Annotated in this window: 24 protein-coding genes and 1 pseudogene; 16 read left to right on the top strand and 9 right to left on the bottom strand. The window is 73.1% G+C overall.

Translation table 11 applies throughout. The features are described 5' to 3' along the window. Positions 1 to 181 precede the first annotated feature (181 nt). A complete protein-coding gene (locus ABS735_RS11865; protein WP_373906087.1) occupies positions 182 to 1,042 on the top strand; it encodes a helix-turn-helix domain-containing protein in 861 nt (286 codons plus the stop codon). Positions 1,043 to 1,063: 21 nt separating this feature from the next. Beyond that, positions 1,064 to 1,294 carry a DUF397 domain-containing protein gene (locus tag ABS735_RS11860; RefSeq protein ID WP_373906226.1) on the top strand — a complete coding sequence of 77 codons (231 nt, stop codon included), beginning with the start codon at positions 1,064 to 1,066 and terminating at the stop codon, positions 1,292 to 1,294. 42 nt (positions 1,295 to 1,336) lie between these two features. Here ABS735_RS11860 and ABS735_RS11855 read toward each other — a convergent pair whose 3' ends face one another. Further along, positions 1,337 to 2,464 carry an 8-amino-7-oxononanoate synthase gene (locus ABS735_RS11855; RefSeq protein ID WP_373906088.1) on the bottom strand — a complete coding sequence of 376 codons (1,128 nt, stop codon included), beginning with the start codon at positions 2,462 to 2,464 and terminating at the stop codon, positions 1,337 to 1,339. Positions 2,465 to 2,614: 150 nt separating this feature from the next. Between ABS735_RS11855 and bioB the strand changes: the two genes are divergently transcribed. The 3 genes from bioB to bioD are packed head-to-tail and all read left to right on the top strand — an operon-like array spanning position 2,615 to position 5,859. Beyond that, complete coding sequence (gene bioB, locus ABS735_RS11850) at positions 2,615 to 3,862, top strand: biotin synthase BioB (protein WP_373906089.1); 1,248 nt, start codon at positions 2,615 to 2,617, stop codon at positions 3,860 to 3,862. Further along, positions 3,855 to 5,141 carry an adenosylmethionine--8-amino-7-oxononanoate transaminase gene (locus ABS735_RS11845; protein WP_373906090.1) on the top strand — a complete coding sequence of 429 codons (1,287 nt, stop codon included), beginning with the start codon at positions 3,855 to 3,857 and terminating at the stop codon, positions 5,139 to 5,141. The genes bioB and ABS735_RS11845 overlap by 8 nt, the downstream gene beginning before the upstream one ends. A gap of 1 nt (position 5,142) precedes the next feature. Next, positions 5,143 to 5,859 carry a dethiobiotin synthase gene (bioD, locus tag ABS735_RS11840; protein WP_373906091.1) on the top strand — a complete coding sequence of 239 codons (717 nt, stop codon included), beginning with the start codon at positions 5,143 to 5,145 and terminating at the stop codon, positions 5,857 to 5,859. Positions 5,860 to 5,924: 65 nt separating this feature from the next. Here the strand turns inward: bioD and ABS735_RS11835 are convergent, their stop codons facing one another. Then, positions 5,925 to 6,599, bottom strand: a complete 675-nt coding sequence (locus ABS735_RS11835; RefSeq protein WP_373906092.1) for a hypothetical protein — start codon at positions 6,597 to 6,599, stop codon at positions 5,925 to 5,927. Positions 6,600 to 6,843: 244 nt separating this feature from the next. Between ABS735_RS11835 and ABS735_RS11830 the strand changes: the two genes are divergently transcribed. Then, complete coding sequence (locus ABS735_RS11830) at positions 6,844 to 7,521, top strand: class I SAM-dependent methyltransferase (RefSeq protein ID WP_373906093.1); 678 nt, start codon at positions 6,844 to 6,846, stop codon at positions 7,519 to 7,521. A 12-nt stretch (positions 7,522 to 7,533) separates the two neighbouring features. Here the strand turns inward: ABS735_RS11830 and ABS735_RS11825 are convergent, their stop codons facing one another. After that, the gene (locus tag ABS735_RS11825; protein ID WP_373906094.1) at positions 7,534 to 7,908 is read right to left on the bottom strand and encodes a fic family toxin-antitoxin system, toxin component; all 375 of its coding nucleotides are present in this window, start codon (positions 7,906 to 7,908) and stop codon (positions 7,534 to 7,536) included. A 15-nt stretch (positions 7,909 to 7,923) separates the two neighbouring features. Beyond that, positions 7,924 to 8,151, bottom strand: coding sequence for a toxin-antitoxin system HicB family antitoxin (locus tag ABS735_RS11820; RefSeq protein WP_373906095.1), 228 nt, complete (start codon positions 8,149 to 8,151; stop codon positions 7,924 to 7,926). Positions 8,152 to 8,289: 138 nt separating this feature from the next. On the opposite strand from ABS735_RS11820, the gene ABS735_RS11815 reads away from it, so the two are divergent. The 7 genes from ABS735_RS11815 to mug all read left to right on the top strand — a co-directional run bounded on the left by ABS735_RS11815 (position 8,290) and on the right by mug (position 15,084). After that, on the top strand, positions 8,290 to 9,180 hold the full coding sequence (locus ABS735_RS11815) for an LLM class F420-dependent oxidoreductase (RefSeq protein ID WP_373906096.1): 891 nt from the start codon (positions 8,290 to 8,292) through the stop codon (positions 9,178 to 9,180). A gap of 75 nt (positions 9,181 to 9,255) precedes the next feature. Next, positions 9,256 to 9,681, top strand: a complete 426-nt coding sequence (locus tag ABS735_RS11810) for a GNAT family N-acetyltransferase (RefSeq protein WP_373906097.1) — start codon at positions 9,256 to 9,258, stop codon at positions 9,679 to 9,681. Positions 9,682 to 9,763: 82 nt separating this feature from the next. Next, a complete protein-coding gene (locus tag ABS735_RS11805) occupies positions 9,764 to 11,128 on the top strand; it encodes a hemolysin family protein (RefSeq protein ID WP_373906098.1) in 1,365 nt (454 codons plus the stop codon). Then, positions 11,125 to 12,138, top strand: a complete 1,014-nt coding sequence (locus ABS735_RS11800) for a hemolysin family protein (protein WP_373906099.1) — start codon at positions 11,125 to 11,127, stop codon at positions 12,136 to 12,138. The genes ABS735_RS11805 and ABS735_RS11800 overlap by 4 nt, the downstream gene beginning before the upstream one ends. A gap of 81 nt (positions 12,139 to 12,219) precedes the next feature. After that, positions 12,220 to 13,002 (top strand): SGNH/GDSL hydrolase family protein, encoded by a 783-nt coding sequence (locus ABS735_RS11795; protein WP_373906100.1) that lies wholly within the window; start codon positions 12,220 to 12,222, stop codon positions 13,000 to 13,002. A gap of 85 nt (positions 13,003 to 13,087) precedes the next feature. Next, on the top strand, positions 13,088 to 14,530 hold the full coding sequence (gene purB, locus ABS735_RS11790) for an adenylosuccinate lyase (protein WP_373906101.1): 1,443 nt from the start codon (positions 13,088 to 13,090) through the stop codon (positions 14,528 to 14,530). A 44-nt stretch (positions 14,531 to 14,574) separates the two neighbouring features. After that, positions 14,575 to 15,084 (top strand): G/U mismatch-specific DNA glycosylase, encoded by a 510-nt coding sequence (mug, locus tag ABS735_RS11785; protein WP_373906227.1) that lies wholly within the window; start codon positions 14,575 to 14,577, stop codon positions 15,082 to 15,084. A 9-nt stretch (positions 15,085 to 15,093) separates the two neighbouring features. On the opposite strand, the gene ABS735_RS11780 is transcribed toward mug, so the two are convergent. From ABS735_RS11780 to ABS735_RS11770, 3 genes are all read right to left on the bottom strand, one after another. Continuing rightward, positions 15,094 to 15,534: a hypothetical protein gene (locus ABS735_RS11780; RefSeq protein ID WP_373906102.1), complete on the bottom strand. Its 441-nt coding sequence runs from the start codon at positions 15,532 to 15,534 to the stop codon at positions 15,094 to 15,096. A gap of 83 nt (positions 15,535 to 15,617) precedes the next feature. Beyond that, positions 15,618 to 16,343 (bottom strand): ABC transporter permease, encoded by a 726-nt coding sequence (locus ABS735_RS11775; RefSeq protein WP_373906103.1) that lies wholly within the window; start codon positions 16,341 to 16,343, stop codon positions 15,618 to 15,620. 2 nt (positions 16,344 to 16,345) lie between these two features. Further along, a complete protein-coding gene (locus ABS735_RS11770; RefSeq protein ID WP_373906104.1) occupies positions 16,346 to 17,266 on the bottom strand; it encodes an ABC transporter ATP-binding protein in 921 nt (306 codons plus the stop codon). Positions 17,267 to 17,374: 108 nt separating this feature from the next. On the opposite strand from ABS735_RS11770, the gene ABS735_RS11765 reads away from it, so the two are divergent. The 3 genes from ABS735_RS11765 to ABS735_RS11755 all read left to right on the top strand — a co-directional run bounded on the left by ABS735_RS11765 (position 17,375) and on the right by ABS735_RS11755 (position 20,464). Continuing rightward, positions 17,375 to 18,532 (top strand): sensor histidine kinase, encoded by a 1,158-nt coding sequence (locus ABS735_RS11765; protein ID WP_373906105.1) that lies wholly within the window; start codon positions 17,375 to 17,377, stop codon positions 18,530 to 18,532. 14 nt (positions 18,533 to 18,546) lie between these two features. After that, positions 18,547 to 19,209 carry a response regulator transcription factor gene (locus tag ABS735_RS11760; protein WP_373906106.1) on the top strand — a complete coding sequence of 221 codons (663 nt, stop codon included), beginning with the start codon at positions 18,547 to 18,549 and terminating at the stop codon, positions 19,207 to 19,209. A gap of 100 nt (positions 19,210 to 19,309) precedes the next feature. Beyond that, positions 19,310 to 20,464, top strand: coding sequence for an ROK family transcriptional regulator (locus ABS735_RS11755; protein ID WP_373906107.1), 1,155 nt, complete (start codon positions 19,310 to 19,312; stop codon positions 20,462 to 20,464). A gap of 90 nt (positions 20,465 to 20,554) precedes the next feature. Here the strand turns inward: ABS735_RS11755 and ABS735_RS11750 are convergent, their stop codons facing one another. Both ABS735_RS11750 and ABS735_RS11745 read right to left on the bottom strand, forming a co-directional pair. Next, the gene (locus tag ABS735_RS11750; RefSeq protein ID WP_373906108.1) at positions 20,555 to 21,316 is read right to left on the bottom strand and encodes a GntR family transcriptional regulator; all 762 of its coding nucleotides are present in this window, start codon (positions 21,314 to 21,316) and stop codon (positions 20,555 to 20,557) included. 186 nt (positions 21,317 to 21,502) lie between these two features. Further along, positions 21,503 to 22,388: pseudogene (locus ABS735_RS11745) on the bottom strand (RNA polymerase sigma-70 factor). Positions 22,389 to 22,520 lie beyond the last annotated feature (132 nt).

Genomic DNA, 22,520 nt, shown 5'->3' with positions numbered 1-22,520 from the left:
CGACACGGAGCGGATGGTTCGAGTACGGTCCCGGACTGGTGCTTCGCCGCCAGACTGCCATCACCAGACCCGTGAAGGGCGGCGATCCACCAAGATATGCATATATCTGTCGCTCGAAGCGGTGAACTCTGCGACGGCAGAGCGTATTTGGGCGGCTCATAAGGAGTAAGGGAGTTGTCCCATGCAGCACGGTCCCGTGGTGCGCCGCCGGAAGCTGGGCGCGGAACTGCGCGCCCTGCGCACGTCGGCGGGCATCACCAGCGGCGAGGCGGCCCGGCTCGTGGGCTGGCACCAGTCGAAGGTCAGCCGGATCGAGACCGGGACGAGCGGGGCGAAACCGGCCGACGTGCGGTTACTGCTGGACGTCTACGGCGTGCACGACGAGCAGTTGCGGGGGCTGCTGGTGATGCTGGCACGCTCCGAGGACGCGGGGGGCCGCAACCACTGGTGGCACGCCTACCGCGGGGTGCTGCCCCCGACCTACCGCGACTTCATCAGCCTGGAGTCGCAGGCCAGCGCGATGCGCACACTGGAGACCACGGTGGTCCCCGGCCTGCTCCAGACGCCGGAGTACGCCCGCGCGGTGACGCGGGCCGCGGTGGACGGACTGCCGGAGGAACGGCTGGACACCCTCGTGGAGGTCCGGCTGGCCCGTCAGGACGTGCTGCGGGGCGAGCCGCCCCTGGAGCTGAGCGCGGTCCTGGACGAGGCGGTACTGCGCCGGGAGGTGGGCGGGCCCGGAGTGATGGCCCGTCAACTGGCCAGACTGGTCGAGGCCGCGCGGCTCCCCCACGTCCGGCTCCAGGTCCTGCCGTTTGCCGCCGGGGCGCACATCGGTGTCACCGGCCCTTTCGTAATCTTCTCTTTTTCGAGCACTTCTGATCTCGACGTGGTTGTTCTCGACCACTTGACGAGTAGCCTGCACCTCGAACGGAAAGAAGACCTAGAGGCCTATACCGAGGCCTTCAACGCCCTTCTGATCCATGCCCTTTCGCCCGAGGACTCGTTGGACTTCATCGCCGCGACCGCGGCAGGCGCGTAAGGAGGCACCATGCCAGGCTCCATGTCCCAACTTCCCCGGAACATCCCTGTCAGCACCGATATGACCGGTGTCCGGTGGCTGCGCAGCAGCTACAGCACCGGAGCGAACAACTGTGTGGAGACGGCCCGTCCGTCGGCCGGCCCCTGGGCCGGGCTGCTCGCCGTGCGCGACTCCAAGAACCCGGCCGGACCCGCCCTGCTCTTCTCCCCCGGGAGCTGGACGGCGTTCACCGCCGGCGTCCACCGCGGCTGACCACGCCGGGCTCCGGACGACGCACGGCCGTGTCACGCCGACTCATGGCCGCGTTTCGCCGATCACCCGTACAGCGCGTTCGATCTGCTCCCCGGAGAGGTCCCCACGAGCGGTCAGCCTGAGCCGTGAGATCCCGTCGGGCACGGAAGGAGGGCGGAAACAGCCCACGGACAGGCCGGCCGCACGGCAGTCGGCCGCCCAACGCACGGCCCCCTCCGGGGAGGGCGCACGCACCGAGACGACCGCGGCGTCCGGACGTACCGCGTCCAGATGCGCGGCGGTCAGGCGCGCGTGCAGTTCGGCTGCGACGGCGCGGGCCCGCGCCGCACGCTGCGGCTCGCGGCCGAGCAGCCTGAGCGCCGCCAGGGCCGCCCCCGCCGCGGCGGGGGCGAGTCCGGTGTCGAAGATGAACGTACGGGCCGCGTTGACCAGGTGGTCGATCACCCGGGCGGGGCCCAGCACGGCGCCGCCCTGGGCGCCGAGCGACTTGGACAGCGTGACGGTCACGACGACGTCGTCGCGGCCCGCGAGTCCCGCTCCCTGCGGGGCGCCCCGGCCGCCGTCGCCGAGGACGCCGAGACCGTGGGCGTCGTCGACGACCAGTCCGGCACCGTGTTCCCCGCACGCCTCGGCGAGCGCCGCCAGGGGCGCGGCGTCGCCGTCGACCGAGAAGACCGTGTCGGAGACGGCCACGGCGGGGCCCTCGTGCGTCGCCAGCGCCTTGCGCACGGCGTCCGGGTCGGCGTGCCCCACGACCTGGGTGGTGCCACGGGCGAGCCGGCAGCCGTCGATCAGCGAGGCGTGGTTGCCCGCGTCGGAGACGACGAGACTGCCGTGCGGTGCCAGCGCGGTCACCGCGGCGAGGTTGGCCGCGTAGCCGGAGGAGAAGACGAGGGCCGCCTCGAACCCGCAGAACTCGGCCAGTTCGCCCTCGAGTTCGGTGTGCAGTGCGGTCGTGCCGGTCACGAGCCGGGAGCCGGTCGCGCCGCCGCCCCAGGTCCGCGCGGCCCGGACCGCCCCTTCCACGACCTCCGGGTGCCGGGCCAGTCCCAGGTAGTCGTTGCTCGCCAGGTCCAGCAGCGGCGAGGCTGCCGGACGGGGGCGCAGAACCCGTACGAGTCCGGCCTCCTGGCGCGCCCGGTCCTGCTCGTCGATCCAGCCGAACGCCATGGGGCGGTCCTCCGGGGTTTTGTAGGCAATGAACAGACATTAGCGGCCGGGCCACCCCCGCGAGGTGTGGCAATACCCACACGTCGATCTGTCAGTGTTGTGCAAAGTCTCCTTGGCCGCGGACGGCCCCTTAGGACAGGATCGGCTCTCATGGACCTGCTGAACACGCTGGTGGACAAGGGGCTTCGGCGCGAGTCGCCGACCCGCGAGGAGGCGCTCGCCGTCCTCGCCACTTCCGACGACGACGTGCTCGACGTGGTGGCCGCGGCCGGAAAGGTGCGCCGCCACTGGTTCGGCCGACGGGTGAAACTCAACTATCTCGTCAACCTCAAGTCGGGCCTGTGCCCCGAGGACTGCTCCTACTGCTCGCAGCGGCTGGGCTCGAAGGCGGAGATCCTCAAGTACACCTGGCTCAAGCCGGACCAGGCCTCGGCGGCCGCCGCGGCGGGGGTGTCCGGGGGCGCCAAGCGGGTGTGCCTGGTGGCCAGCGGACGCGGACCGACCGACCGGGACGTGGACCGGGTCTCGGACACCATCAGGGCCATCAAGGAGCAGAACGAGTCCGTCGAGGTGTGCGCCTGCCTGGGGCTGCTCTCCGACGGGCAGGCGGAGCGGCTGCGGGAGGCCGGTGCCGACGCCTACAACCACAACCTCAACACCTCCGAGTCGACGTACGGCGACATCACGACCACGCACACGTACGCCGACCGGGTGGACACGGTGAACAAGGCGCACGCCGCCGGTCTGTCCGCCTGTTCGGGGCTCATCGCGGGCATGGGCGAGAGCGACGAGGACCTGGTCGACGTGGTCTTCTCGCTGCGCGAGCTGGACCCGGACTCGGTGCCGGTCAACTTCCTGATCCCGATGGAGGGCACGCCACTGGCCAAGGAGTGGCACCTCACCCCTCAGCGGTGCCTGCGCATCCTGGCGATGACGCGGTTCGTCTGCCCGGACGTCGAGGTGCGCATCGCGGGCGGTCGCGAGGTCCATCTGCGCACGATGCAGCCGCTCGCCCTGCACCTGGCCAACTCGATCTTCCTCGGCGACTACCTCACCAGCGAGGGCCAGGCGGGCCATGCGGATCTGGAGATGATCGCGGACGCCGGCTTCGAGGTGGAGGGCGCGGGCGAGGTCACCCTGCCGGAGCACCGTGCCTCGGTGCGGGGTGGCGGCTGCGGTGCGCACGAGGACGGTGGCGCCTGCGGGTCGCACGCCGGCGCAGACGGCGAGGGCGCGGGTGCCGGGGGCTGCGGCTCGCACGCGGGCGGCGGGGTGTGCGCCCCGGCGCCCGCCGCCGCCCCCGCGCCCGCGGCGCCGCGCCTCGCCGAGGAGCCCCGTACGGACCTGGTGGCGGTACGCCGCCGCGGTGCCGGGACGGACCTCGCGCCCAATGCCTGAGCCCGCGCTGAACGTCGCCGAGCTGCTGACGCTGGACCGGCGGCACGTCTGGCACCCGTACGGACCCATGCCCGGCCGGCAGGACCCGATCGTCGTGGAGTCGGCGAGCGGGGTGCGGCTGCGGCCGGCCGGCGGCTCCGGGGAACTGGTCGACGGGATGTCGTCCTGGTGGTCGGCGATTCACGGCTACAACCACCCGGTGCTGAACGAGGCCGCGCGCGAGCAGTTGGAGCGGATGAGCCACGTCATGTTCGGCGGGCTCACCCACGAGCCCGCCGTACGGCTGGCGAAGCTCCTTGTCGACATGTCACCCGAGGGCCTGGAGCACGTGTTCCTCGCCGACTCCGGGTCGGTGTCGGTCGAGGTCGCCGTCAAGATGTGCCTGCAGTACTGGCGTTCGCTCGGCCGCCCCGGCAAGCGCCGCCTGCTCACCTGGCGCGGCGGCTACCACGGCGACACCTGGCAGCCCATGTCGGTGTGCGACCCGGAGGGCGGCATGCACGAACTGTGGTCCGGCGTCCTGCCGCGCCAGGTCTTCGCCGACGCGCCGCCGTCGGAGTACGAGGAGACGTACGCCGGCCACCTGCGGTCACTGATCGAGCGGCACGCCGACGAACTGGCCGCGGTGATCGTGGAGCCGGTGGTGCAGGGCGCGGGCGGGATGCGCTTCCACTCCCCCACGTATCTGCGGGTGCTGCGCGAGGCGTGCGACGCGCACGGCGTGCTGCTGGTGTTCGACGAGATCGCCACCGGATTCGGGCGCACGGGCGCGTTGTTCGCGGCGGATCACGCGGCGGTGACGCCGGACGTGATGTGCGTGGGCAAGGCGCTGACCGGCGGCTATCTGACGATGGCGGCCACCCTGTGCACGTCTGGGGTGGCCGAGGGCATCTCGCGCGGCGAGGTGCCGGTGCTGGCCCACGGGCCGACGTTCATGGGCAACCCGCTGGCCGCGGCGGTGGCGTGCGCGTCGATCGGGCTGCTGCTCGGGCAGGACTGGCTCGCGGAGGTCAAGCGGATCGAGACGGGCCTGGGCGAGGGGCTCGCGCCCGCCGCCGAGCTGCCGGGTGTGCGTGACGTACGGGTACTCGGCGCGATCGGGGTGGTGCAGCTCGACCACGCCGTCGACATGCGGGCGGCGACGGAGGCGGCGGTGCGCGAGGGCGTGTGGCTGCGGCCGTTCCGCGACCTGATCTACACCATGCCGCCGTACGTCACGGGCGACGCGGACGTGGCCCGCATCGCCCGCGCGGTGTGCGCGGCGGCACGGGAGGGATGACATGCCGGTACTGGTGATCACGGGCACGGGCACGGAGGTCGGCAAGACGGTCGTGACCGCCGCCGTCGCCGCGACGGCCCTGGCGGACGGCCGGTCGGTGGCCGTGCTGAAGGCCGCGCAGACGGGCGTGGGTCCGGACGAGGCCGGGGACGCCCAGGAGGTGGCGCGGCTCGCCGGGGACGTGACGGTCGCCGAAGTGGCCAGGTTCCCCGAACCGTTGGCGCCGGGCACGGCCGCGCGCCGGGCCGGGCGGGCGCCGGTGCACCCGCCGGAGGTGGCGGAGGCCGCGACCGAACTCGCCACCGGGCACGACCTGGTGCTGGTCGAGGGTGCGGGCGGGCTGCTCGTGCGCTTCGACGAGGCCGGCGGCACACTGGCGGACGTGGCCGGTCTGCTGGGCGCACCGGTGCTGGTGGTGACGTCGCCGGGACTGGGCACGCTGAACACCACGGAGCTGACGGCACGCGAACTGCGTTCCCGGGGCCTGGAGCTGCCGGGGCTGGTGATCGGCAGCTGGCCCGGATCCCCGGACCTCGCCGCCCGCTGCAACCTCGCGGACCTCCCGGACGTGTCAGGTGCTCCCCTCCTCGGCGCAGTCCCGGCCGGGTCGGGATCCCTCGCCCCGGCCGACTTCCGGTCGGCGGCACCGCATTGGCTGGCGCCGCCGCTGGACGGCACCTGGAACGCGGACGCGTTCGGCAGCCGGCACGGTCCGTGACCGGCGGCCGGCACGGACACCGCCCCGCGCTGCGCGCCGGCGCAGGGTGCGGGCCGGCATGGGGGTCAGGTCCCGCACCATGGCGTACAGAAGGACGCGCACCGACATGCGCATGGAACGGTCCGTCGGACCGACTGCGGACCTGGCCGGCCGCTGCGGCGCGCGAACGCCTTGACGTCTTCGCGGCGCCCCGGCTCGAACGCGTTCACCGTCCCCGCCCTCAGACCCGGGGTGTCCCGCCAGGTCCGTAGCTTGCGGGACACGCCCCGCACCTTGGGGCGGGCGGGAGCCAGAGCGACTTCGACGTGCGGCTCCTGCGGCGTGTCGAAGTCGCCGCCCCAGGCGACGGCACCGTCCAGCTCGGCCAGGATGTCCCGCACCACGACCAGCTCGTGCGGGTACAGCCCACCCCTCACACCCAGCGGGTAGGCGTAGGGCCGGATCGCGATCGCCGTTCCCGAGAGGTAGTTCGGCTCGTGGGGCCGACGGACCGTGCGGGAGGTGCGGTGACCCGTCACGTCGTCCGCACGGAGCTGGTCGATCTCGCAGTGGAACCGGCGGGCGACATGCAGCAGGAGCGTCGCGGCTTCGCCGCCCGCCAGGTGTACGGACCGGCCGCTGCCCTCGATGGGGTGGGACTCGGTCTGGGCGAGGATCTTCCAGCCGTTGGCCGAGCGTGGACCGCGCCAGGTGGTCGCTGCCTGGTCCGTGGGGCGGCGCAGCGCACGGAGAGTACCCACGACGACTGTGTGGTTCCGATCACTTCACAGGTCGGCCGGCCGGGCGGACCCTTCATTTTCACGACGCGGTCGCGCAGGTCTCCGCCTCCTTCGCCTCCCGGACCGCCCCGGCCGGTGCCGTACCGGCGTGCGGTCCACGCCCGCTCATTCAGAGGGTGCTCCCAGAGAGTCGCGTGCGCGGTGGGTGCGTGGGGCCGGGGCGGGGGAGAATCGCGGTAAGGCGCCGCCTCGTGAGGGAGGTCCCATGCCGCTGCGATCCGTCCGGGCCCGCGGGGTGCCGCGGGACGCCGTGCACCATCCGCTGTTCGCCCGCTACTACGCCCGGATCAGTGTGGGCGCCGAGACCCGGATGGGCATGGCGCGCGTGCGCGAACGGCTGCTCGCCGGGCTGTCCGGGCGGGTGATCGAGGTCGGCGCGGGCAACGGGCTGAACTTCTCGCACTACCCGGGCACCGTCTCCGAGGTCGTCGCCATCGAACCGGAGCGCGTACTGCGGCAGTTGGCGGTGGAGGCGGCGCAGCGCGCCCAGGTGCCGGTCGACGTGGCGCCGGGCGCGGCGGAGGCCCTGCCGGTCAAGAGCGAGGCCTTCGACGCGGCCGTGGTCTCGCTGGTGCTGTGCAGCGTCCGGGACGTGCCGCGGGCGCTCGCGGAGCTGTGGCGGGTACTGCGGCCCGGCGGACAGGTGCGGTTCTTCGAGCACGGCCGGGGCGGCGGACGGATGATGACCTTCACCCAGCGCGCACTGGACCGGACCCTGTGGCCTCCCCTGTCTGGCGGCTGCCACCTGTCCCGCGAACCGGTCGCGGCGCTGCGGGACGCGGGGTTCGTGCTCGGGCCCTACCGGCGGATGATGATGCCGGAGAACGGGCCGGCGCTGCCGAGTTCGTACTGCGTACTGGGCACGGCCTGGCGGCCCTCCTGAGCCGTGGCTCGGTCACGCGCTCCAGCGGCGCAGTTCGTCCGCGATCTCCTCGACCGACACCTCGCCCCTCTTGACCAGCAGCGCGAGATCCCGCACCTGCTCGGGCACGGGGGCGACCTTGACCCCGCTCGCGACCAGGTAGGCGTAGGCGACCGCGGAGGCGAACAGGGCGTTGGAGCGCTCGAGCGCCGGGACGTGGATCAGCAGCTGGAGCAGGGCGGCGGCGCGGGCGTGCGGTGTGGTGTAGACCGGGGTGTCGAATATCTCGGCCCGGTGGCGGGCGACGGCCGCCACGAGCGCTCCCCAGTCGGTGACCTGGGGGTCACCGGGAGTGCGCTGCTCGGCGAGCATCAGCAGCCAGGAGAGATCGATGGTGAGGTCGTTCATCCGGGGCGCGACAGCTCAGCGACGGCCCTCGCCGGCCTCTTCGGCGAACACTTTCTCGTACTGCCGCATGAAGTCGGCGGCGGCCTCCACGAAGGTGTGGCCGGCCTCGCCGGTGTCCTGCCGGACCAGTTCCTCGATGTAGCGGTTGACACTCATCCCCCGGGCCAGGGCCTTCTCGCGGGCCGCCCGGGCGGTGCCCTCGTCCACCCGCACGTTCAGCTGGGCCTTCTGGGTCTTCGCCATACCTAGAAGCTAGCGCCGAAACGCTAGCAGCGGCAAGGCCGGCCGGGGTCTTCCTGCTCGTGGTGCAGAAGTGGTTGACTCACCGTGACCGGAAGTCCCCCGTGCGTCAGGGGAAGTCCCCGTGCGTCAGGAGAGTTCATGTCGCGTCCGTTCCGCTTCGGCGTCAACCTGATGAGCGCCGCCCCTGCGGACGAGTGGGACGCCAAGTGCCGGCGGGCCGAGGAACTCGGGTACGACGTGATCCTGGTGCCGGACCACCTCGGCATGCCGGCGCCGTTCCCGGCGCTGGTCGCCGCGGCCCGGGCGACCGAGCGGCCCCGGCTCGGCACGTTCGTGCTCAACGCGGGCTTCTGGAACCCGGCGCTGCTGGCCCGGGAGGTGGCGACCACGGACGCCCTGACCGGCGGGCGCCTGGAACTCGGGCTCGGCACCGGCTACGTACGCGCGGAGCACGACACCGCGGGCCTGGCCTTCGGCTCGCCGGGCGACCGGGTGGACCACCTGCGGCGCACCGTCGAGGAGCTGGAGCGGCTGCTGGGCGACGCGGAGTACCTGCCCCGGCCCGTGCAGCGGCCCGGGGTGCCGCTGCTGATCGGCGCGAACGGCGACCGGATGCTGGAGCTGACCGCCCGGCACGCCCACATCGCCGCGTTCACCGGCGGACGCACCGTGCGGGGAAGTACGACGGGAGAGCTGGCGCCCGTCACCGCCGAGGAACTCGACGAGCGCGTCGCCCGGTACCGGGAGCTTGCGGCCGGCCGCAGGGAACCGGCGGAGCTGAACCTGCTCATCCAGATGGTCGTCGTCACGCAGGACCGTGCGGCCGCCGTCCGCCCCTACCTCGAGTACATGCCCCACCTCACCCCGGACCAGGTGCTGGAGCTGCCCGTCTTCCTCGCCGGGACCCTGGAGCAGATCACCGCGCAGGTGCGGGCCCAGCGCGAGCGGTACGGCTTCACCTACCTGACCGTGCTGGAGCCGTACATGGAGGCCTTCGCCCCGGTGCTGCGGGCCCTGCGCGAGGCCTGACCCCCGCGCGTGCCGCGCCGGTCCGCATGCCGGAATCGCCTCCCGGGTGTCCGGTGCGCGTGGTGGTATCGCGGCATGACTGATCTGCGCATACGGCCCGCCGGGCCCGAGGACCTGGACGCCGTGCTGGCCTTCTGGCAGACGGCCGCGGAGGGGACGAGCATCAGTGACGACCGGGACGGCGTCGAGCGTCTGGTGGCGCGCGACCCCGGAGCGCTGCTCCTGGCCGAGCGCGGCGGGGAGCTGGTGGGCACGGTGATCGCGGGTTTCGACGGCTGGCGCTGTCATCTGTACCGGCTGGCGGTGCACCCGGAGCACCGGCGCCGGGGCATCGGCTCCGCCCTGCTCACGGCGGCCGACGAGCGCTTCGTACGGCTCGGCGGACGCCGCGGGGACGCGATGGTGCTGGTGCGCAACGAGCGGGCCCAGCATGCCTGGCGGGCCGCCGGGTACGAGCCGCAGGAGCAGTGGCGGCGCTGGGTGAAGCACCTCACCGGCTGAGTGGCCGCGAGGCGAAAGGTTGAAGGCTTGAACATCGGGCGAACCTCCGGTTCCTGGCCGATCATGGATCCGAGGTGACCCGATGACCGAAGTGCTCCTGCTGCTGGTGGCGATCCTGCTCTCGCTCGCGTGCGGCGCCTTCGTCGCGGCCGAGTTCTCGCTGACCACCGTCGAACGGGGCGAACTGCAGCGGGCCGCTGCGCGTGGCGAGCGGGGCGCGGCGAGCGCCCTCAAGGGCGTCCGGAACCTCACCTTCCAGCTCTCCGGCGCGCAACTCGGCATCACGGTCACCAACCTGGTGGTCGGCATGCTCGCCGAGCCGTCGGTCGCGGCGCTGATCGCGGGGCCGCTGGAGGACCTGGGGTTGCCGCGTTCGGCAGCGTCCTCGCTGGCGCTGGTGCTGGGCACGGCACTGTCGACGGTCTTCCTGATGATCATCGGTGAGCTGGTGCCGAAGAACTGGGCGATCTCCTCGCCGCTGGCCGTGGCCAAGCGGGTGGGCGGCCCGCAACGCTGGTTCAGCACCGCCTTCCGGCCCTTCATCACCCACCTGAACAACACCGCCAACCGCGTCGTACGCCGCTTCGGTGTGGAACCCGCCGAGGAACTGGCGTCCGCGCGCGGGCCGCAGGAGCTGGCGGCGCTCGCCCGGCATTCCGCCAAGGAGGGCGCGCTGGAGGCCGACACCGCCGAGCTGTTCGTGCGCACCCTGAACCTGGCCGACCTGACGGCGCAGCAGGTGATGACCCCGCGGGTCCAGGTCGTGGCCCTGGAGGCGCGGGCGACGTGCGAGGACGTGGCGAACGCGACGCGGGCGACGGGGCTGTCCCGGTTCCCCGTCTACCGGGAGACCCTCGACGCCGTGGTCGGGACGGCGCACGTCAAGGACGTCCTGGCGGTGCCCGCCGAGCGGCGGCCCGAAATGCCGGTCGCCGAACTGATGCGCGAGCCGCTGCTCGTTCCCGAGTCACTGACCGTGGACCGGCTCCTGGACCGGCTCTCCGGACGGCGCACGATGGCCGTGGTGATCGACGAGTACGGCGGGACGGCGGGCGTGGCCACGCTGGAGGACATCGTCGAGGAGGTCGTCGGCCAGGTGCGGGACGAGCACGATCCGCACGAGACGCCCGACCTCGACCCGGCCGGCACGGACGAGGAGGGGCACGCGCTGTACTGGGCCGACGGCTCGGCGCGCGTGGACCGGCTCGAGCGGCTGGGGCTGCGGGTGCCCGAGGGGCCGTACGAGACGGTCGCGGGGCTGGTCGCGGCCGGTCTCGGGCGCATCCCCGCCGTCGGCGACAGTCTCGATGTCGCCGGCTGGCGACTGGACGTCGTGGACGCCACGGGGCGCAGGGCCGCCCGGGTGCTGATGCACGCTCCCCTGGATGACGCGGCCGGCTCCGGCTCGGACTCCGGCGGGGAGGACGAAGGGGAGGACGGCCGGTGACCGCCGTACAGCTGTTGATCGGTCTGGCGACGCTGGTCGTCAACGCGTTCTTCGTGGGCGCCGAGTTCGCGCTGATCTCCGTGCGTCGCAGCCAGGTGGAGCCGTACGCCGAAGAGGGCGACGCCCGTGCAAAGCGCGTGCTGTGGGGACTGGAGCACGTGTCGGCGCTGCTGGCCGCGGCCCAGCTCGGCATCACCCTGTGCACGCTGGTCCTGGGTGTGGTCGCGGAACCGGCGATCGCGCACCTGCTGGAGCCGGTGTTCCACGCGGTGGGTGTGCCGTCGGGCGCGGGGCACGCGGTGTCCTTCGTGATCGCCCTGGCACTGGCGACGTATCTGCACATGCTGCTCGGCGAGATGGTGCCGAAGAACATCGCGCTGGCCGAGCCGGTGCGCAGCGCGCTGATCCTCGGACCGCCGCTGGTGGCGCTGTCCCGAACCCTGCGCCCGGTGATCTTCACGGTCAACGCCCTCGCGAACGGGCTGCTCAAGCTGCTCAGGGTCGAGACGAAGAACGAGGTGGCGGCGACCTTCACGGACGCGGAGCTGGCGGAGATCGTCAAGGACGCCGGTGAGGCCGGACTGATCGACGACCGGGCCCGGGAGCGGCTGTACGACGCCCTGGAGCTGGGCAGGCGGCCGGTGCGGGACGTGGTGCTGCCGCTGGAGCGCGTCGTCCACGCGCGCGTGGGCATCACCCCGGAGCAGTTGGAGCGGCTTTCGGCGCAGTCGGGGTTCTCCCGTTTCCCGGTGGTGGACGACGGGCGGCGGATCGTCGGCTACCTGCACGTGAAGGACGCCCTGGACGCCTCGCCGCGGGACCTGCCGTTCCGGCTGCGGGACATGCGCCCCATCGCCCGGGTGCGCGAGCGCACCCCGCTGGACGACGTACTCACCGCCATGCGGCGCAGCCGCACCCACCTGGCGGCCGTACTCGGCTCCGACGGGCGGCTCGCGGGCCTGGTGACCATGGAGGACGTACTGCGGGAGCTGTTCGGGCAGCGGACCTGAGCGGCACCCGCGCGGACCCGGCGGCGGGCCCGGAGGGCGACCGACCGGCGGGTATGTGCAGGGGATACCATTTCCGTCGCCATGCAGACGAACCCCACGTACACCAGTCTCGTCGCCGTCGGCGACTCCTTCACCGAAGGCATGTCGGACCTGCTGCCCGACGGCTCCTACCGGGGCTGGGCCGACCTCCTCGCCGCGCGGATGGCGGCCCGCGCCCCCGGCTTCCGGTACGCCAACCTCGCGGTGCGCGGGAAGCTGATCGGGCAGATCGTCGACGAGCAGGTGGACGTGGCCGCGGCCATGGGAGCCGACGTGATCACGCTGGTCGGCGGGCTCAACGACACGCTGCGGCCCAAGTGCGACATGGCCCGCGTGCGGGACCTGCTGACCCAGGCCGTGGAGCGGCTCGCCCCGAACTGCGAGCAGCTGGTGCTGATGCGCAGTCCGGGCCGTCAGGGTCCGGTGCTCGAGCGGTTCCGGCCTCGCATGGAGGCTCTGTTCGCCGTCATCGACGACCTCGCGAAGCGGCACGGCGCCGTGGTCGTCGACCTGTACGCGGCTCAGTCGCTGGCCGATCCGCGGATGTGGGACGTGGACCGGCTGCACCTGACCGCCGAGGGCCACCGCCGGGTCGCGGAGGCGGTGTGGCAGTCGCTCGGCCACGAACCCGAGGACCCCGAGTGGCACGCGCCGATCCCGGTGACGCCGCCGCCGGGCTGGATGGCGCGCAGGACCGCGGACGCCCGGTTCGCCCGGCAGCACCTGCTGCCGTGGATAGGCCGCAGGCTGACCGGCCGCTCGTCCGGGGACGGCCTGCCGCCCAAGCGCCCGGAGCTGCTGCCCTACGAGGATCTGACGCGGTGATCCCCGGCGCCACGGGCCCTTCGTAGCTTCCGACGAACAGCCCCGCGGCGCCGACCTGCACGAATCGCCAGTAGAATCCGTCCACGTGACTTCCGCTCCCGCCAAGCCCCGCATCCCGAACGTCCTCGCCGGACGCTACGCCTCCGTCGAGCTCGCCACCCTCTGGTCGCCCGAGCAGAAGGTGAGGCTCGAGCGGCAGCTCTGGCTCGCCGTGCTGCGGGCTCAGAAGGACCTGGGCATCGAGGTGCCCGACGCCGCGATCGCCGACTACGAGCGTGTCCTCGACCAGGTCGACCTGGCCTCGATCGCCGAGCGCGAGAAGGTCACCCGGCACGACGTGAAGGCGCGGATCGAGGAGTTCAACGACCTCGCCGGGCACGAGCACGTCCACAAGGGCATGACCTCCCGCGACCTCACGGAGAACGTCGAGCAGCTGCAGATCCGACTGTCGCTCGGGCTGATCCGGGACCGCTCGGTGGCCGTCCTGGCCCGCCTCGGCAGGCTGGCCGGCGAGTACGGCGAGCTGGTCATGGCCGGCCGCTCCCACAACGTCGCCGCGCAGGCCACGACGCTGGGCAAGCGGTTCGCCACCGCCGCCGACGAGCTGCTCGTCGCGTACGGCCGGGTGGAGGAGCTGCTGGGCCGCTACCCGCTGCGCGGCATCAAGGGCCCGGTCGGCACCGCGCAGGACATGCTCGACCTGCTCGGCGGGGACGCGGGCAGGCTCGCGGAGCTGGAGCAGCGGATCGCCGGGCACCTGGGCTTCTCGCAGGCCTTCACCTCGGTCGGCCAGGTCTACCCGCGCTCCCTGGACTACGAGGTCGTCACCGCGCTGGTGCAGCTGGCGGCGGCGCCGTCGTCGCTGGCCAAGACCATCCGGCTGATGGCCGGGCACGAGCTGGTCACCGAGGGCTTCAAGCCCGGCCAGGTCGGCTCCTCCGCCATGCCGCACAAGATGAACACCCGCTCCTGCGAGCGCGTCAACGGCCTGATGGTGATCCTGCGCGGCTACGCCTCGATGACCGGCGAGCTGGCGGGCGACCAGTGGAACGAGGGCGACGTGTCCTGCTCGGTGGTGCGCCGGGTCGCCCTCCCCGACGCGTTCTTCGCGCTGGACGGGCTCCTGGAGACGTTCCTGACCGTGCTCGACGAGTTCGGTGCCTTCCCGGCCGTCGTGGCCCGGGAGCTCGACCGCTACCTGCCGTTCCTGGCCACCACCAAGGTGCTGATGGGCGCGGTGCGGGCCGGTGTCGGCCGCGAGGTCGCCCACGAGGCGATCAAGGAGAACGCCGTCGCCTCCGCGCTGGCCATGCGCGAGCAGGGCGCCGAGCGCAACGAGCTCCTCGACAAGCTGGCCGCCGACGAGCGTATCCCGCTGGACCGTGCCGCTCTGGACGCCCTGATGGCCGACAAGCTCTCCTTCACCGGCGCCGCCGCCGACCAGGTCGGTGTCGTCGTCGGCCGGATCGAGGAGGTCGTCAAGCAGCACCCGGCGGCCGCGGGCTACACCCCCGGAGCCATCCTCTGACCCGCCTGACCCGGGCCGACCTGGAGGCCGCCCGCGACCGTCTGCTGCCGGACGTCGTCGCGGACGGCCTCCGTGTGCTGTTCTGCGGCATCAACCCGAGCCTGCTGTCGGCGGCGACGGGGCACCACTTCGCCCGTCCGGGCAACCGCTTCTGGCCGGTGCTGCACCTGTCCGGCTTCACACCGCGGCTGCTGAAGCCGTCGGAGCAGGACGAGTTGCCGTCGTACGGGCTCGGCATCACGAACGTCGTGGCGCGGGCCAGCGCGCGGGCGGACGAGCTGACCGCCGAGGAGTACCGGGAGGGCGGGCGGCTGCTGGTCGCGAAGGTGGCGCGGCTGCGGCCCCGCTGGCTGGCCGTGGTCGGCGTCACCGCGTACCGGACCGCTTTCGACGACCGGAAGGCGCAAGTGGGGCCGCAGGAGCGGACGTTCGGCAGCACTCGGGTGTGGGTGCTGCCCAACCCGAGCGGGCTGAACGCGCACTGGACGGCGCAGACGATGTCGGAGGAGTTCGCCCGGCTGCGGGTCGCGGCGCAAGCACCGTCGGGGACGTAGGCGGGGCGGTCACGGTGGTGCCTCTTCCGTGACCAGCGCCAGCAGCCGCACCTCGTCCGTCCCGTCGCGGTCGGCGACGGCCACCGCGACCCAGCGGCCGGTGCCCTCCGCCTCCCAGAGATACGCCACGCGCGCGCGGGCGCTCAGGCCGGCCCACGGCTCGGGTATCTCCTCCCGCTCGGTCCGCAGCAGGACCGTCTGCAGGTTCCAGGGGTCCGTCTCGCCCCAGCGCGGGGCGAGCCGTTCGTAGAGGGCGTCCCGCTCCTTCTCGTACTGCTCCACCGTCACCGCCCGCTCCGCCGGGTCGCGACCGCCGAGACCGTGGCTGCTCTCCAGCACCGCCCAGAAGCGCCCGGGACCCGCGGCGCCCTCGTCCGACGAGCCGTGCTCCGCCGGGAAGGGCCGGAAGCACAGCTCGTCGATGAGTGCGAGGTGCCGCGCGATGTTCATGTCTCCAGTAAACCCGCCGCCACTGACAATTGGCGGGGCGTCAGCCCGGCCACCGCTCTGCCTCGGTCACCGCTCTGCCGCGGTCAGGCGTCCCTGCGACGCAGCCGCCGGAATCCGGCGAGGAGCGCGGCCGCCGCCCACAACGCGGTCACCGCGAGCCCGGTCCACGGCCCCAGGGTCCCCTCGGGCGCCTGGTACAGGACGATCTGCCCGGCCTTGTCCGGCAGGAAGTCGGTGGCGGCACCCGTCGCGTCCCCGATGACGAAGGAGACGACCAGGATGAACGGGATCAGGGTGGACAGGGTGGCCACGCCGCTGCGGAACAGGGTGGTGAGCCCGGCCGCGAACAGGGCCATGAGCATGAGGTAGATCCCGCAGCCCACGACGCCGCGGATCTGCTCGCCGACGGTGAGTCCGTCGGCCGCCGCGCCGAGGCCCGCACGAGCGGCGAGCAGGGCGGCGAGTGCGGAGACCAGCCCCGCCCCGAGGACAGGTACGGCGACGACGGCCAGCTTCGCCGCGAACCACCGCCCCCGCTGCGGGACCGCGGCCAGGGTGAGCCGGATCCCGTTGCCCTGGTACTCGCAGGAGACGACGACGGCTCCGAAGGCGATGGCCGCGATCTGGCCGAGCATGCCCCCGGACAGGGCCGTGAACAGCGGGTCGAAGTCCGGGTCGGAGGTGCCGGACACCCCCGCCAGCGCGGAGAACGCGGTGGTGACGGCGAACAGGGCCAGCAGGGTACCGCACAGCGAGCGCAGGGTGAGCACCTTGAGCGCCTCCGCGCGGAGGACGGGCGTGAAGTCCATGGTCAGGCCTCCTGGTGCTGCGCGGTGAACTCGGTCTCGGTGGCGGTCAGGTCGAGGTAGGCCTGTTCCAGCGTGCCTTCGTCCGAGGCGAGTTCGAGGACGGGCACGCCGGCGCCGGACACGATCCGGCCGATGTCGTCCACGCGCGCGTGGTGCACGGTCCAGTGCCCGTCGTCGTGTTCCACGGCGTCGTGGCCGTGCCGGGCGAGTGCGGCTTTCAGAGCGGTCGCGTCCGGCGTCCGGATGCGCACCCGTGGCTGCACGCGCGCGTCGATGAACTCCCGCATCGGCATGTCGGCGAGCAGGCGGCCCCGGCCGAGGACGACCAGGTGGTCGGCGAAGGAGGCGGTTTCGTTCATCAGGTGGCTGGAGACCAGGACCGTGCGCCCCTCGGCCGCGAGCCGGCGCAGCAGTTCGCGGATCCAGATGATGCCCTCGGGGTCCAGCCCGTTGGAGGGCTCGTCCAGCATCACCACGTCGGGGTCGCCGAGCAGGGCGGCGGCGATGCCCAGCCGCTGGCGCATGCCCAGGGAGTACGTCTTCACCCGGCGGCGGGCCACGGACGCGATGCCCGTCTCCTCCATCACCTCGTCGACCCGGCGCGAGGGGACGCGGTTGCTCGCCGCCAGGACGCGCAGGTGGTTCCGGGCGGTGCGCGAGCCGTGGGCGGCGTCCGCGTCGAGCAGGGCGCCGACGTGCCGCAGCGGCTCGTGCAGCATGGCGTAGGCGCGTCCGCCGACGGTCGCGGTCCCCGAGGTGGGCCGGTCCAGGCCCAGGACGAGCCGCATGGTGGTGGATTTGCCGGCGCCGTTGGGGCCGAGGAAGCCGGTGACGCGGCCGGGGCGCACCGTGAAGGTGAGGTCGTCGACGGCTCGTCGGGTGCCGTACTCCTTGGTGAGCTTGTGGACGTCGATCCTGGTCATGGCAGCAGCGTGCCGGTCGCTGCGGGGGCGGTGCCTCCCCCGCCGGTGGAGACCGGCTCCCCCGTGCGGGGGAGGTCGGGTGTCGGTGGCGGCTGACACGATGGCGCGATGATCCGCCTTCTGCGCCCGCTGTGCCGGGGGACGACGTACACCCGGCTGCTGCACCTGTGGGTGCCCATGCTCGTGGTCAGCGTGTGGATGTTCATCGACGAGACGACCATGTGGGTGCCCGCGGTGGTGCTGGTCCCGATCGGCTTCATCCCGGCGGTGCGTACCGGTGAAGGCGTGCAGGCCCGTCTGCTTCTCACGCCCGGCCTCGAGGACTCCGCCTTCTCGGTGGCGCCCTCGGCGAACCGGCGCGACCGGCTGCGCACGGTGGCATGGCTGGAGCTGCGCATGCTGCTGGGCGCCCTGACCACGGGCGTCTGCGTCTGGCTGCCGGTTCTCACGATCGAGCTGGTCCGACACGCCCTGGGCCACCGGGTGGACGACATACCGTTCCTGCGGGACACGGCGCCGCACTGGGCGTACCTCCTCCTCACCCCGTTCCCCCTCCTCGCCCTGTACGGCTCCGTGGTCGGCCTCGGTGTCCTGGCCACGGCAGGGGCCCGTGCGCTTCTCGGGCCGTCCGCCGCCGAACGGCTCAGTGCCCTCGAGGAACGCACCGAACAGCTCCTGGAACGCACCCGCATCGCCCGCGAGCTGCACGACTCCATCGGCCACGCGCTGACCGTCGCGGTCGTCCAGGCGGGGGCCGCTCGTACGGCGAACAGTGCCGAGTTCACCGACCGGGCCCTGACCGCGATCGAGGAGACCGGCAGGGCGGCCCTGGAGGATCTGGAGCGGGTGCTCGGCGTGCTGCGGGAGGCGGAGCGGCCGGCGAGCTCCAGGCCGACACTCACGGACTCCGTCCGGCTGCTCGAGTCCGCGCGTGCCTCCGGGGCCAAGGTCGACGCGGAGTGCACGGGACCGCTGGAGGCCGTGCCCGGCCCGGTCTCCCGCGAGGGCTACCGCATTCTCCAGGAAGCGCTGACCAACGTGCTGCGGCACGCGGGTGCGGTGCCCACCCTGGTCCACGTCCGGGTCTCGGACGGCGTGGTCACCCTCGAGGTGCGCAATCCGCTGCCGGACGACAGGGCCGCCCCCGGCCGCGGGAGCGGGCTGCGCGGCATACGTGAGCGGGCGGCGCTGCTGGGCGGGCGGGCGCACACGGGGCCGGACGGCGCCGGCGACTGGCAGGTGCGGGTCGAGCTGCCGTTGGGCTGATCTACGCTGGCCGGATGCCGGTCAGAGTGCTTCTCGTCGACGACGAACCCCTGGTGCGCGCCGGTCTGCGGGCCGTGCTGGAGGCGCAGCCGGACATCGAGGTGGTCGGGGAGGCGGCCGACGGGGCGGCGGTCATTCCGCTGGTGCGGCAGGTGCGGCCGGACGTGGTCGCCATGGACGTCCGGATGCCGCTGCTGGACGGCATCGAGGCCACGCGCGCACTGCTGCGGACGGTGGCCGACCCGCCGAAGATCCTCGTGGTGACGACCTTCGAGAACGACGAGTACGTGTACGAGGCGCTGCGCGCGGGCGCGGACGGGTTCCTGCTCAAGCGCGCCCGCCCGGCGGAGATCGTGCACGCGGTACGGCTGATCGCCGAGGGCGAGTCCCTGCTGTTCCCCGCCTCGGTGCGGCAGCTGGCCGCCGAGTACGGCGACGGCGGCGGCAACCGCGCGGCCCGCGCGGCGTTGGAGCGGGCCCGGCTGACCGAGCGGGAGGGCGAGGTGCTGCGGCTGATGGCTCGGGGGCTGTCGAACGCGGAGATCGCCGCGCGGCTGGTCGTCGGCACGGAGACGGTGAAGTCGCATGTGAGCGCCGTACTGGCGAAGCTGGGGGCGCGGGACCGCACCCAGGCGGTGATCACGGCGTACGAGTCGGGGTTCGTGGCACCCGGGTGAGGACCGGTCGCGGGCCGGGAAGGGGCGGACCGGAGCTCGCCGGGGGTCGGCGGGCCGAGTACGATCCGGCCAACACGCGCACTAGCTGGGAGGACGGACCTTGGCAGGCCTGACCGGCGGGGATCCGTCGCTGTTGCGGAGGATCAACTCCGCTGTGGTGCTGCACGCGTTGCGTGCGACGGACTCCGCGACGCTGACCGAGATCACCCGGGTGACGGGGCTCTCCCGGCCGACCGTCGAGGGCGTCGTGGAGGGGCTGATCGAGGCCGGTCTGGTCGTCGAGACGGCCGCCGACGGGGGCGCGGCCCGGCGGCAGGGCCGGCCCGCGCGGCGGTTCCGGTTCCGGGCGGAGGCCGGGCACCTGCTGGGCCTGGAGATCGGCCCGCACCGCGTCGCCGCGCTCCTGTCCGACCTGGACGGCCGGGTGATCGGCGCCCAGGCCAAGGACGTGGACGAGAACGCGCCGGCCGACGAGCGGCTGGAGCGGCTGCGCACGGCCGTCGCCGAGCTGCTGCGCCGGGCCGGTGTGGCGCGCGGCTCGCTGCGGGCGGTCGGCGCGGCCACGCCGGGCATCGTCGAGGCGGACGGCACGGTACGCCTGGGCACGGCGCTGCCGGGATGGACGGGGCTGGGCCTCGGCGAGCGGCTGAGCCGTTCCTTCAAGTGCCCGGTGCTGGTCGAGAACGACGCGAACGCCGCGGCGGTCGCCGAGCACTGGAAGGGCTCCGCCACCGAGTGCGAGGACATCGTGTTCGTGCTGGCCGGGCTCAGTCCCGGGGCCGGGGCGCTGATCGGCGGGCGGCTGCACCGGGGGTACGGCGGGGCGGCCGGGGAGATCGGCGCGCTGCATCTGCTGGGCCGGGACGTCACGCCGGAGACGCTGCTGTCGACCACGGACCAGCCGCTGCATCCGCTGGACGAGCAGGCCGTCGCCAAGGTCTTCGCCGAGGCCCGGGAGGGCGACGAGCGGGCCCGCGCGGCCGTCGAGCGTTTCATCCAGCGGCTGGTGCACGACGTGGCGGCGCTGGCGCTGGCGCTCGATCCCGAGATGGTCGTCATCGGCGGCTGGGCGGCCGGGCTCGACGGCGTACTGGAGCCGTTGCGGCGGGAACTGGCCCGCTACTGCCTGCGCCCGCCGCGGGTGGCTCTGTCGCTGCTCGGCGAGGCCGCCGTGGCCACGGGCGCGCTGCGGCTGGCCCTCGACCATGTGGAGGAGCAGTTGTTCGCGGTCGAGGGTGCGACGGCCCGCCGCTGACCCGCCCACCGCCGACGGCGGTCGCACGCCTACGGCCGGTGCGGTGGGCCTGGTCGGTCAGGAGGCCTGGGTCCGGGGGCCGCGCGGGTCTCAGGAGGCCTGGGTCCGGGGGTCGTGGTGGATCTCCACGTCACCGGAGTCGCCGAACGTCAGCCGGCAGGTGTCCGCACGGTAGGTGGCGACGGAGAGCGCGGCGGTGCGGCCCTCGGCGAGGTAGCGGGTGGTGACCACGAGGACGGGCGCGCCCGGGAGACGGTCCAGTTCTTTCGCGTCGTCGGCGCCGGCCGAGCCCAGCTCGACGGCGCTCTCCCGCCGCTCCAGTGCTCCGCGCTGCAGTTCGCGCAGCACGGCACGCGCGCGTGCGGCGCCCGAGGGCGCGTCGATGGCGGGGAGGCCGGGCACCGAGGACGACGGGACGTACAGCAGTTCCGCGGCGACCGGCTGGCCGTGGCTCACGCGGGAGCGGCGGATGGTGTGGACGGGCTCGTCGCGGCCCGTCTCCAGGGCGTCGGCCACGGACGCGGGAGGTGCCGCGAGGACACAGTCGGCCGGTTGCCAGGCGTCGTCGGGCGTTCCGGGCCAGGCGTGTTCCCTGGTGTCGACGGACACGCCGACGCGCGGCGGGGCCACGGTCGTACCGACGCCGCGACGGCGCTGGAGCCTGCCCTCCAGCTCCAGCTGTTCCAGGGCCTGCCGGAGGGTCGCGCGGGCGACGCCGAAGCGGGCGGCGAGGTCGCGTTCGTTGGGCAGGATCTCGCCCACCTCGAACTCCGAGTCCAGAGCCTCGGTGAGCACGGTCCTGAGGTGCCAGTACTTCGGCTCCGGCACCGATTCCAACTGCGTGGTCCCCACCCTGTCCTCCGCAATCGCCATGGTCCGGCGGCGTTTTGACGCCCTTGTTTATTAAAGGTTGTTGCAGTTCTCTGCGACCATAAAACGCCCCACCCCCTTGGTCAAGACCAATCCCGCGACAGGACGCCCCCGGACCCCGTCGCGGGACGGGGACCGGGGCGTGAGCCGGCGAAGGGTCAGCCGGGGCTAGAGAGCGTCGGCCAGAGATACCAGTTTGTCCGGGTTGCGAATGATGTACACCGCCTGGATGCGTCCGTCGACGATGTCCACCTGGATGACGGAGTCGGGCTTACCGGCGGAGCGGACCAGCACGGCCGGGCCGCCGTTGAGCTCCAGGAAGTGGAAGGTGGCGTCGGGGACGCCCTGCCGCGCGACGCCGAGCAGGAAGCGGCCCACCTTGTCGGAGCTCTCCAGCACGCGCAGCGGCGCCTTGGACCGGCCTCCGCTGTCGCCCACCAGCCGGACGTCCGGCGCGAGCGTGGCCAACAGGCCGGCCAGGTCACCTTCGGCCGCCGCGGCGAGGAAGCGCTCGGTGAGGTCGCGGCGCTGCGCCGGGTCGACGTCGTAGCGGGGCCGCCGCTCCTCGACGTGTTTGCGGGCGCGTCCGGCGAGCTGGCGCACCGCGGCCTCGCCGCGCTCCAGCATGGCGGCGATCTCCGCGTACGGGTAGCCGAACGCCTCCCTGAGGACGAACACCGCCCGCTCCAGCGGGGACAGCGACTCCAGGACGACGAGGACGGCGAGGGAGACCGAGTCGGCGAGGACGGCCCGCTCGGCGGTGTCCGGCACGGCGTCCCCGAAGTCGGTGACGTAGGGCTCCGGCAGCCACGGGCCGACATACGTCTCGCCGCGCGACTTGACCTGGCGCAGCCGGTCGATGGCGAGGCGGGCGGTGACGCACCAGGTAGCCCCGGGGCTCGCGCACGGCGGCCCGGTCGGCGCCGGACCAGCGCAGCCACGCCTCTTGGACCACGTCCTCCGCGTCCGCCAGGCGGCCCAGCATGCGGTAGGCGACGCCCAGGAGGACGGGCCGGTGCTCTTCGAAGACGTCGGTCGCGGTGTCGGTGGTCACCACTCCATCCCAGCGGACGCGTCCGATGGTGTCCAGGCGGAATCGCCCCGGTCCGGCACCGGGGCTACCCGTCGGTAGCCCTTACTGACAAGCTGTCTACCCGACGTCGCCCTCGTTACGTGTTCCCGACAA

The organism is Streptomyces sp. MMCC 100 (assembly GCF_041538145.2).
GTDB lineage: Bacteria > Actinomycetota > Actinomycetes > Streptomycetales > Streptomycetaceae > Streptomyces.
Note: the sequence above shows the minus strand (reverse complement) of the source record. Positions and strands in the feature narration are given on the sequence as shown.

Coding starts and splice junctions, on each gene's coding strand:
- ABS735_RS11795 (WP_373906100.1), top strand. CDS start 12,220: ATGCAGACGAACCCCACGTACACCAGTCTCGTCGCCGTCGGCGACTCC.
- ABS735_RS11855 (WP_373906088.1), bottom strand. CDS start 2,464: ATGGCGTTCGGCTGGATCGACGAGCAGGACCGGGCGCGCCAGGAGGCC.
- bioD (WP_373906091.1), top strand. CDS start 5,143: ATGCCGGTACTGGTGATCACGGGCACGGGCACGGAGGTCGGCAAGACG.
- ABS735_RS11865 (WP_373906087.1), top strand. CDS start 182: ATGCAGCACGGTCCCGTGGTGCGCCGCCGGAAGCTGGGCGCGGAACTG.
- ABS735_RS11805 (WP_373906098.1), top strand. CDS start 9,764: ATGACCGAAGTGCTCCTGCTGCTGGTGGCGATCCTGCTCTCGCTCGCG.
- ABS735_RS11830 (WP_373906093.1), top strand. CDS start 6,844: ATGCCGCTGCGATCCGTCCGGGCCCGCGGGGTGCCGCGGGACGCCGTG.
- ABS735_RS11765 (WP_373906105.1), top strand. CDS start 17,375: ATGATCCGCCTTCTGCGCCCGCTGTGCCGGGGGACGACGTACACCCGG.
- ABS735_RS11820 (WP_373906095.1), bottom strand. CDS start 8,151: ATGGCGAAGACCCAGAAGGCCCAGCTGAACGTGCGGGTGGACGAGGGC.
- ABS735_RS11825 (WP_373906094.1), bottom strand. CDS start 7,908: ATGAACGACCTCACCATCGATCTCTCCTGGCTGCTGATGCTCGCCGAG.
- ABS735_RS11845 (WP_373906090.1), top strand. CDS start 3,855: ATGCCTGAGCCCGCGCTGAACGTCGCCGAGCTGCTGACGCTGGACCGG.
- ABS735_RS11815 (WP_373906096.1), top strand. CDS start 8,290: ATGTCGCGTCCGTTCCGCTTCGGCGTCAACCTGATGAGCGCCGCCCCT.
- bioB (WP_373906089.1), top strand. CDS start 2,615: ATGGACCTGCTGAACACGCTGGTGGACAAGGGGCTTCGGCGCGAGTCG.
- ABS735_RS11770 (WP_373906104.1), bottom strand. CDS start 17,266: ATGACCAGGATCGACGTCCACAAGCTCACCAAGGAGTACGGCACCCGA.
- ABS735_RS11860 (WP_373906226.1), top strand. CDS start 1,064: ATGTCCCAACTTCCCCGGAACATCCCTGTCAGCACCGATATGACCGGT.
- ABS735_RS11775 (WP_373906103.1), bottom strand. CDS start 16,343: ATGGACTTCACGCCCGTCCTCCGCGCGGAGGCGCTCAAGGTGCTCACC.
- ABS735_RS11810 (WP_373906097.1), top strand. CDS start 9,256: ATGACTGATCTGCGCATACGGCCCGCCGGGCCCGAGGACCTGGACGCC.
- ABS735_RS11780 (WP_373906102.1), bottom strand. CDS start 15,534: ATGAACATCGCGCGGCACCTCGCACTCATCGACGAGCTGTGCTTCCGG.
- ABS735_RS11760 (WP_373906106.1), top strand. CDS start 18,547: ATGCCGGTCAGAGTGCTTCTCGTCGACGACGAACCCCTGGTGCGCGCC.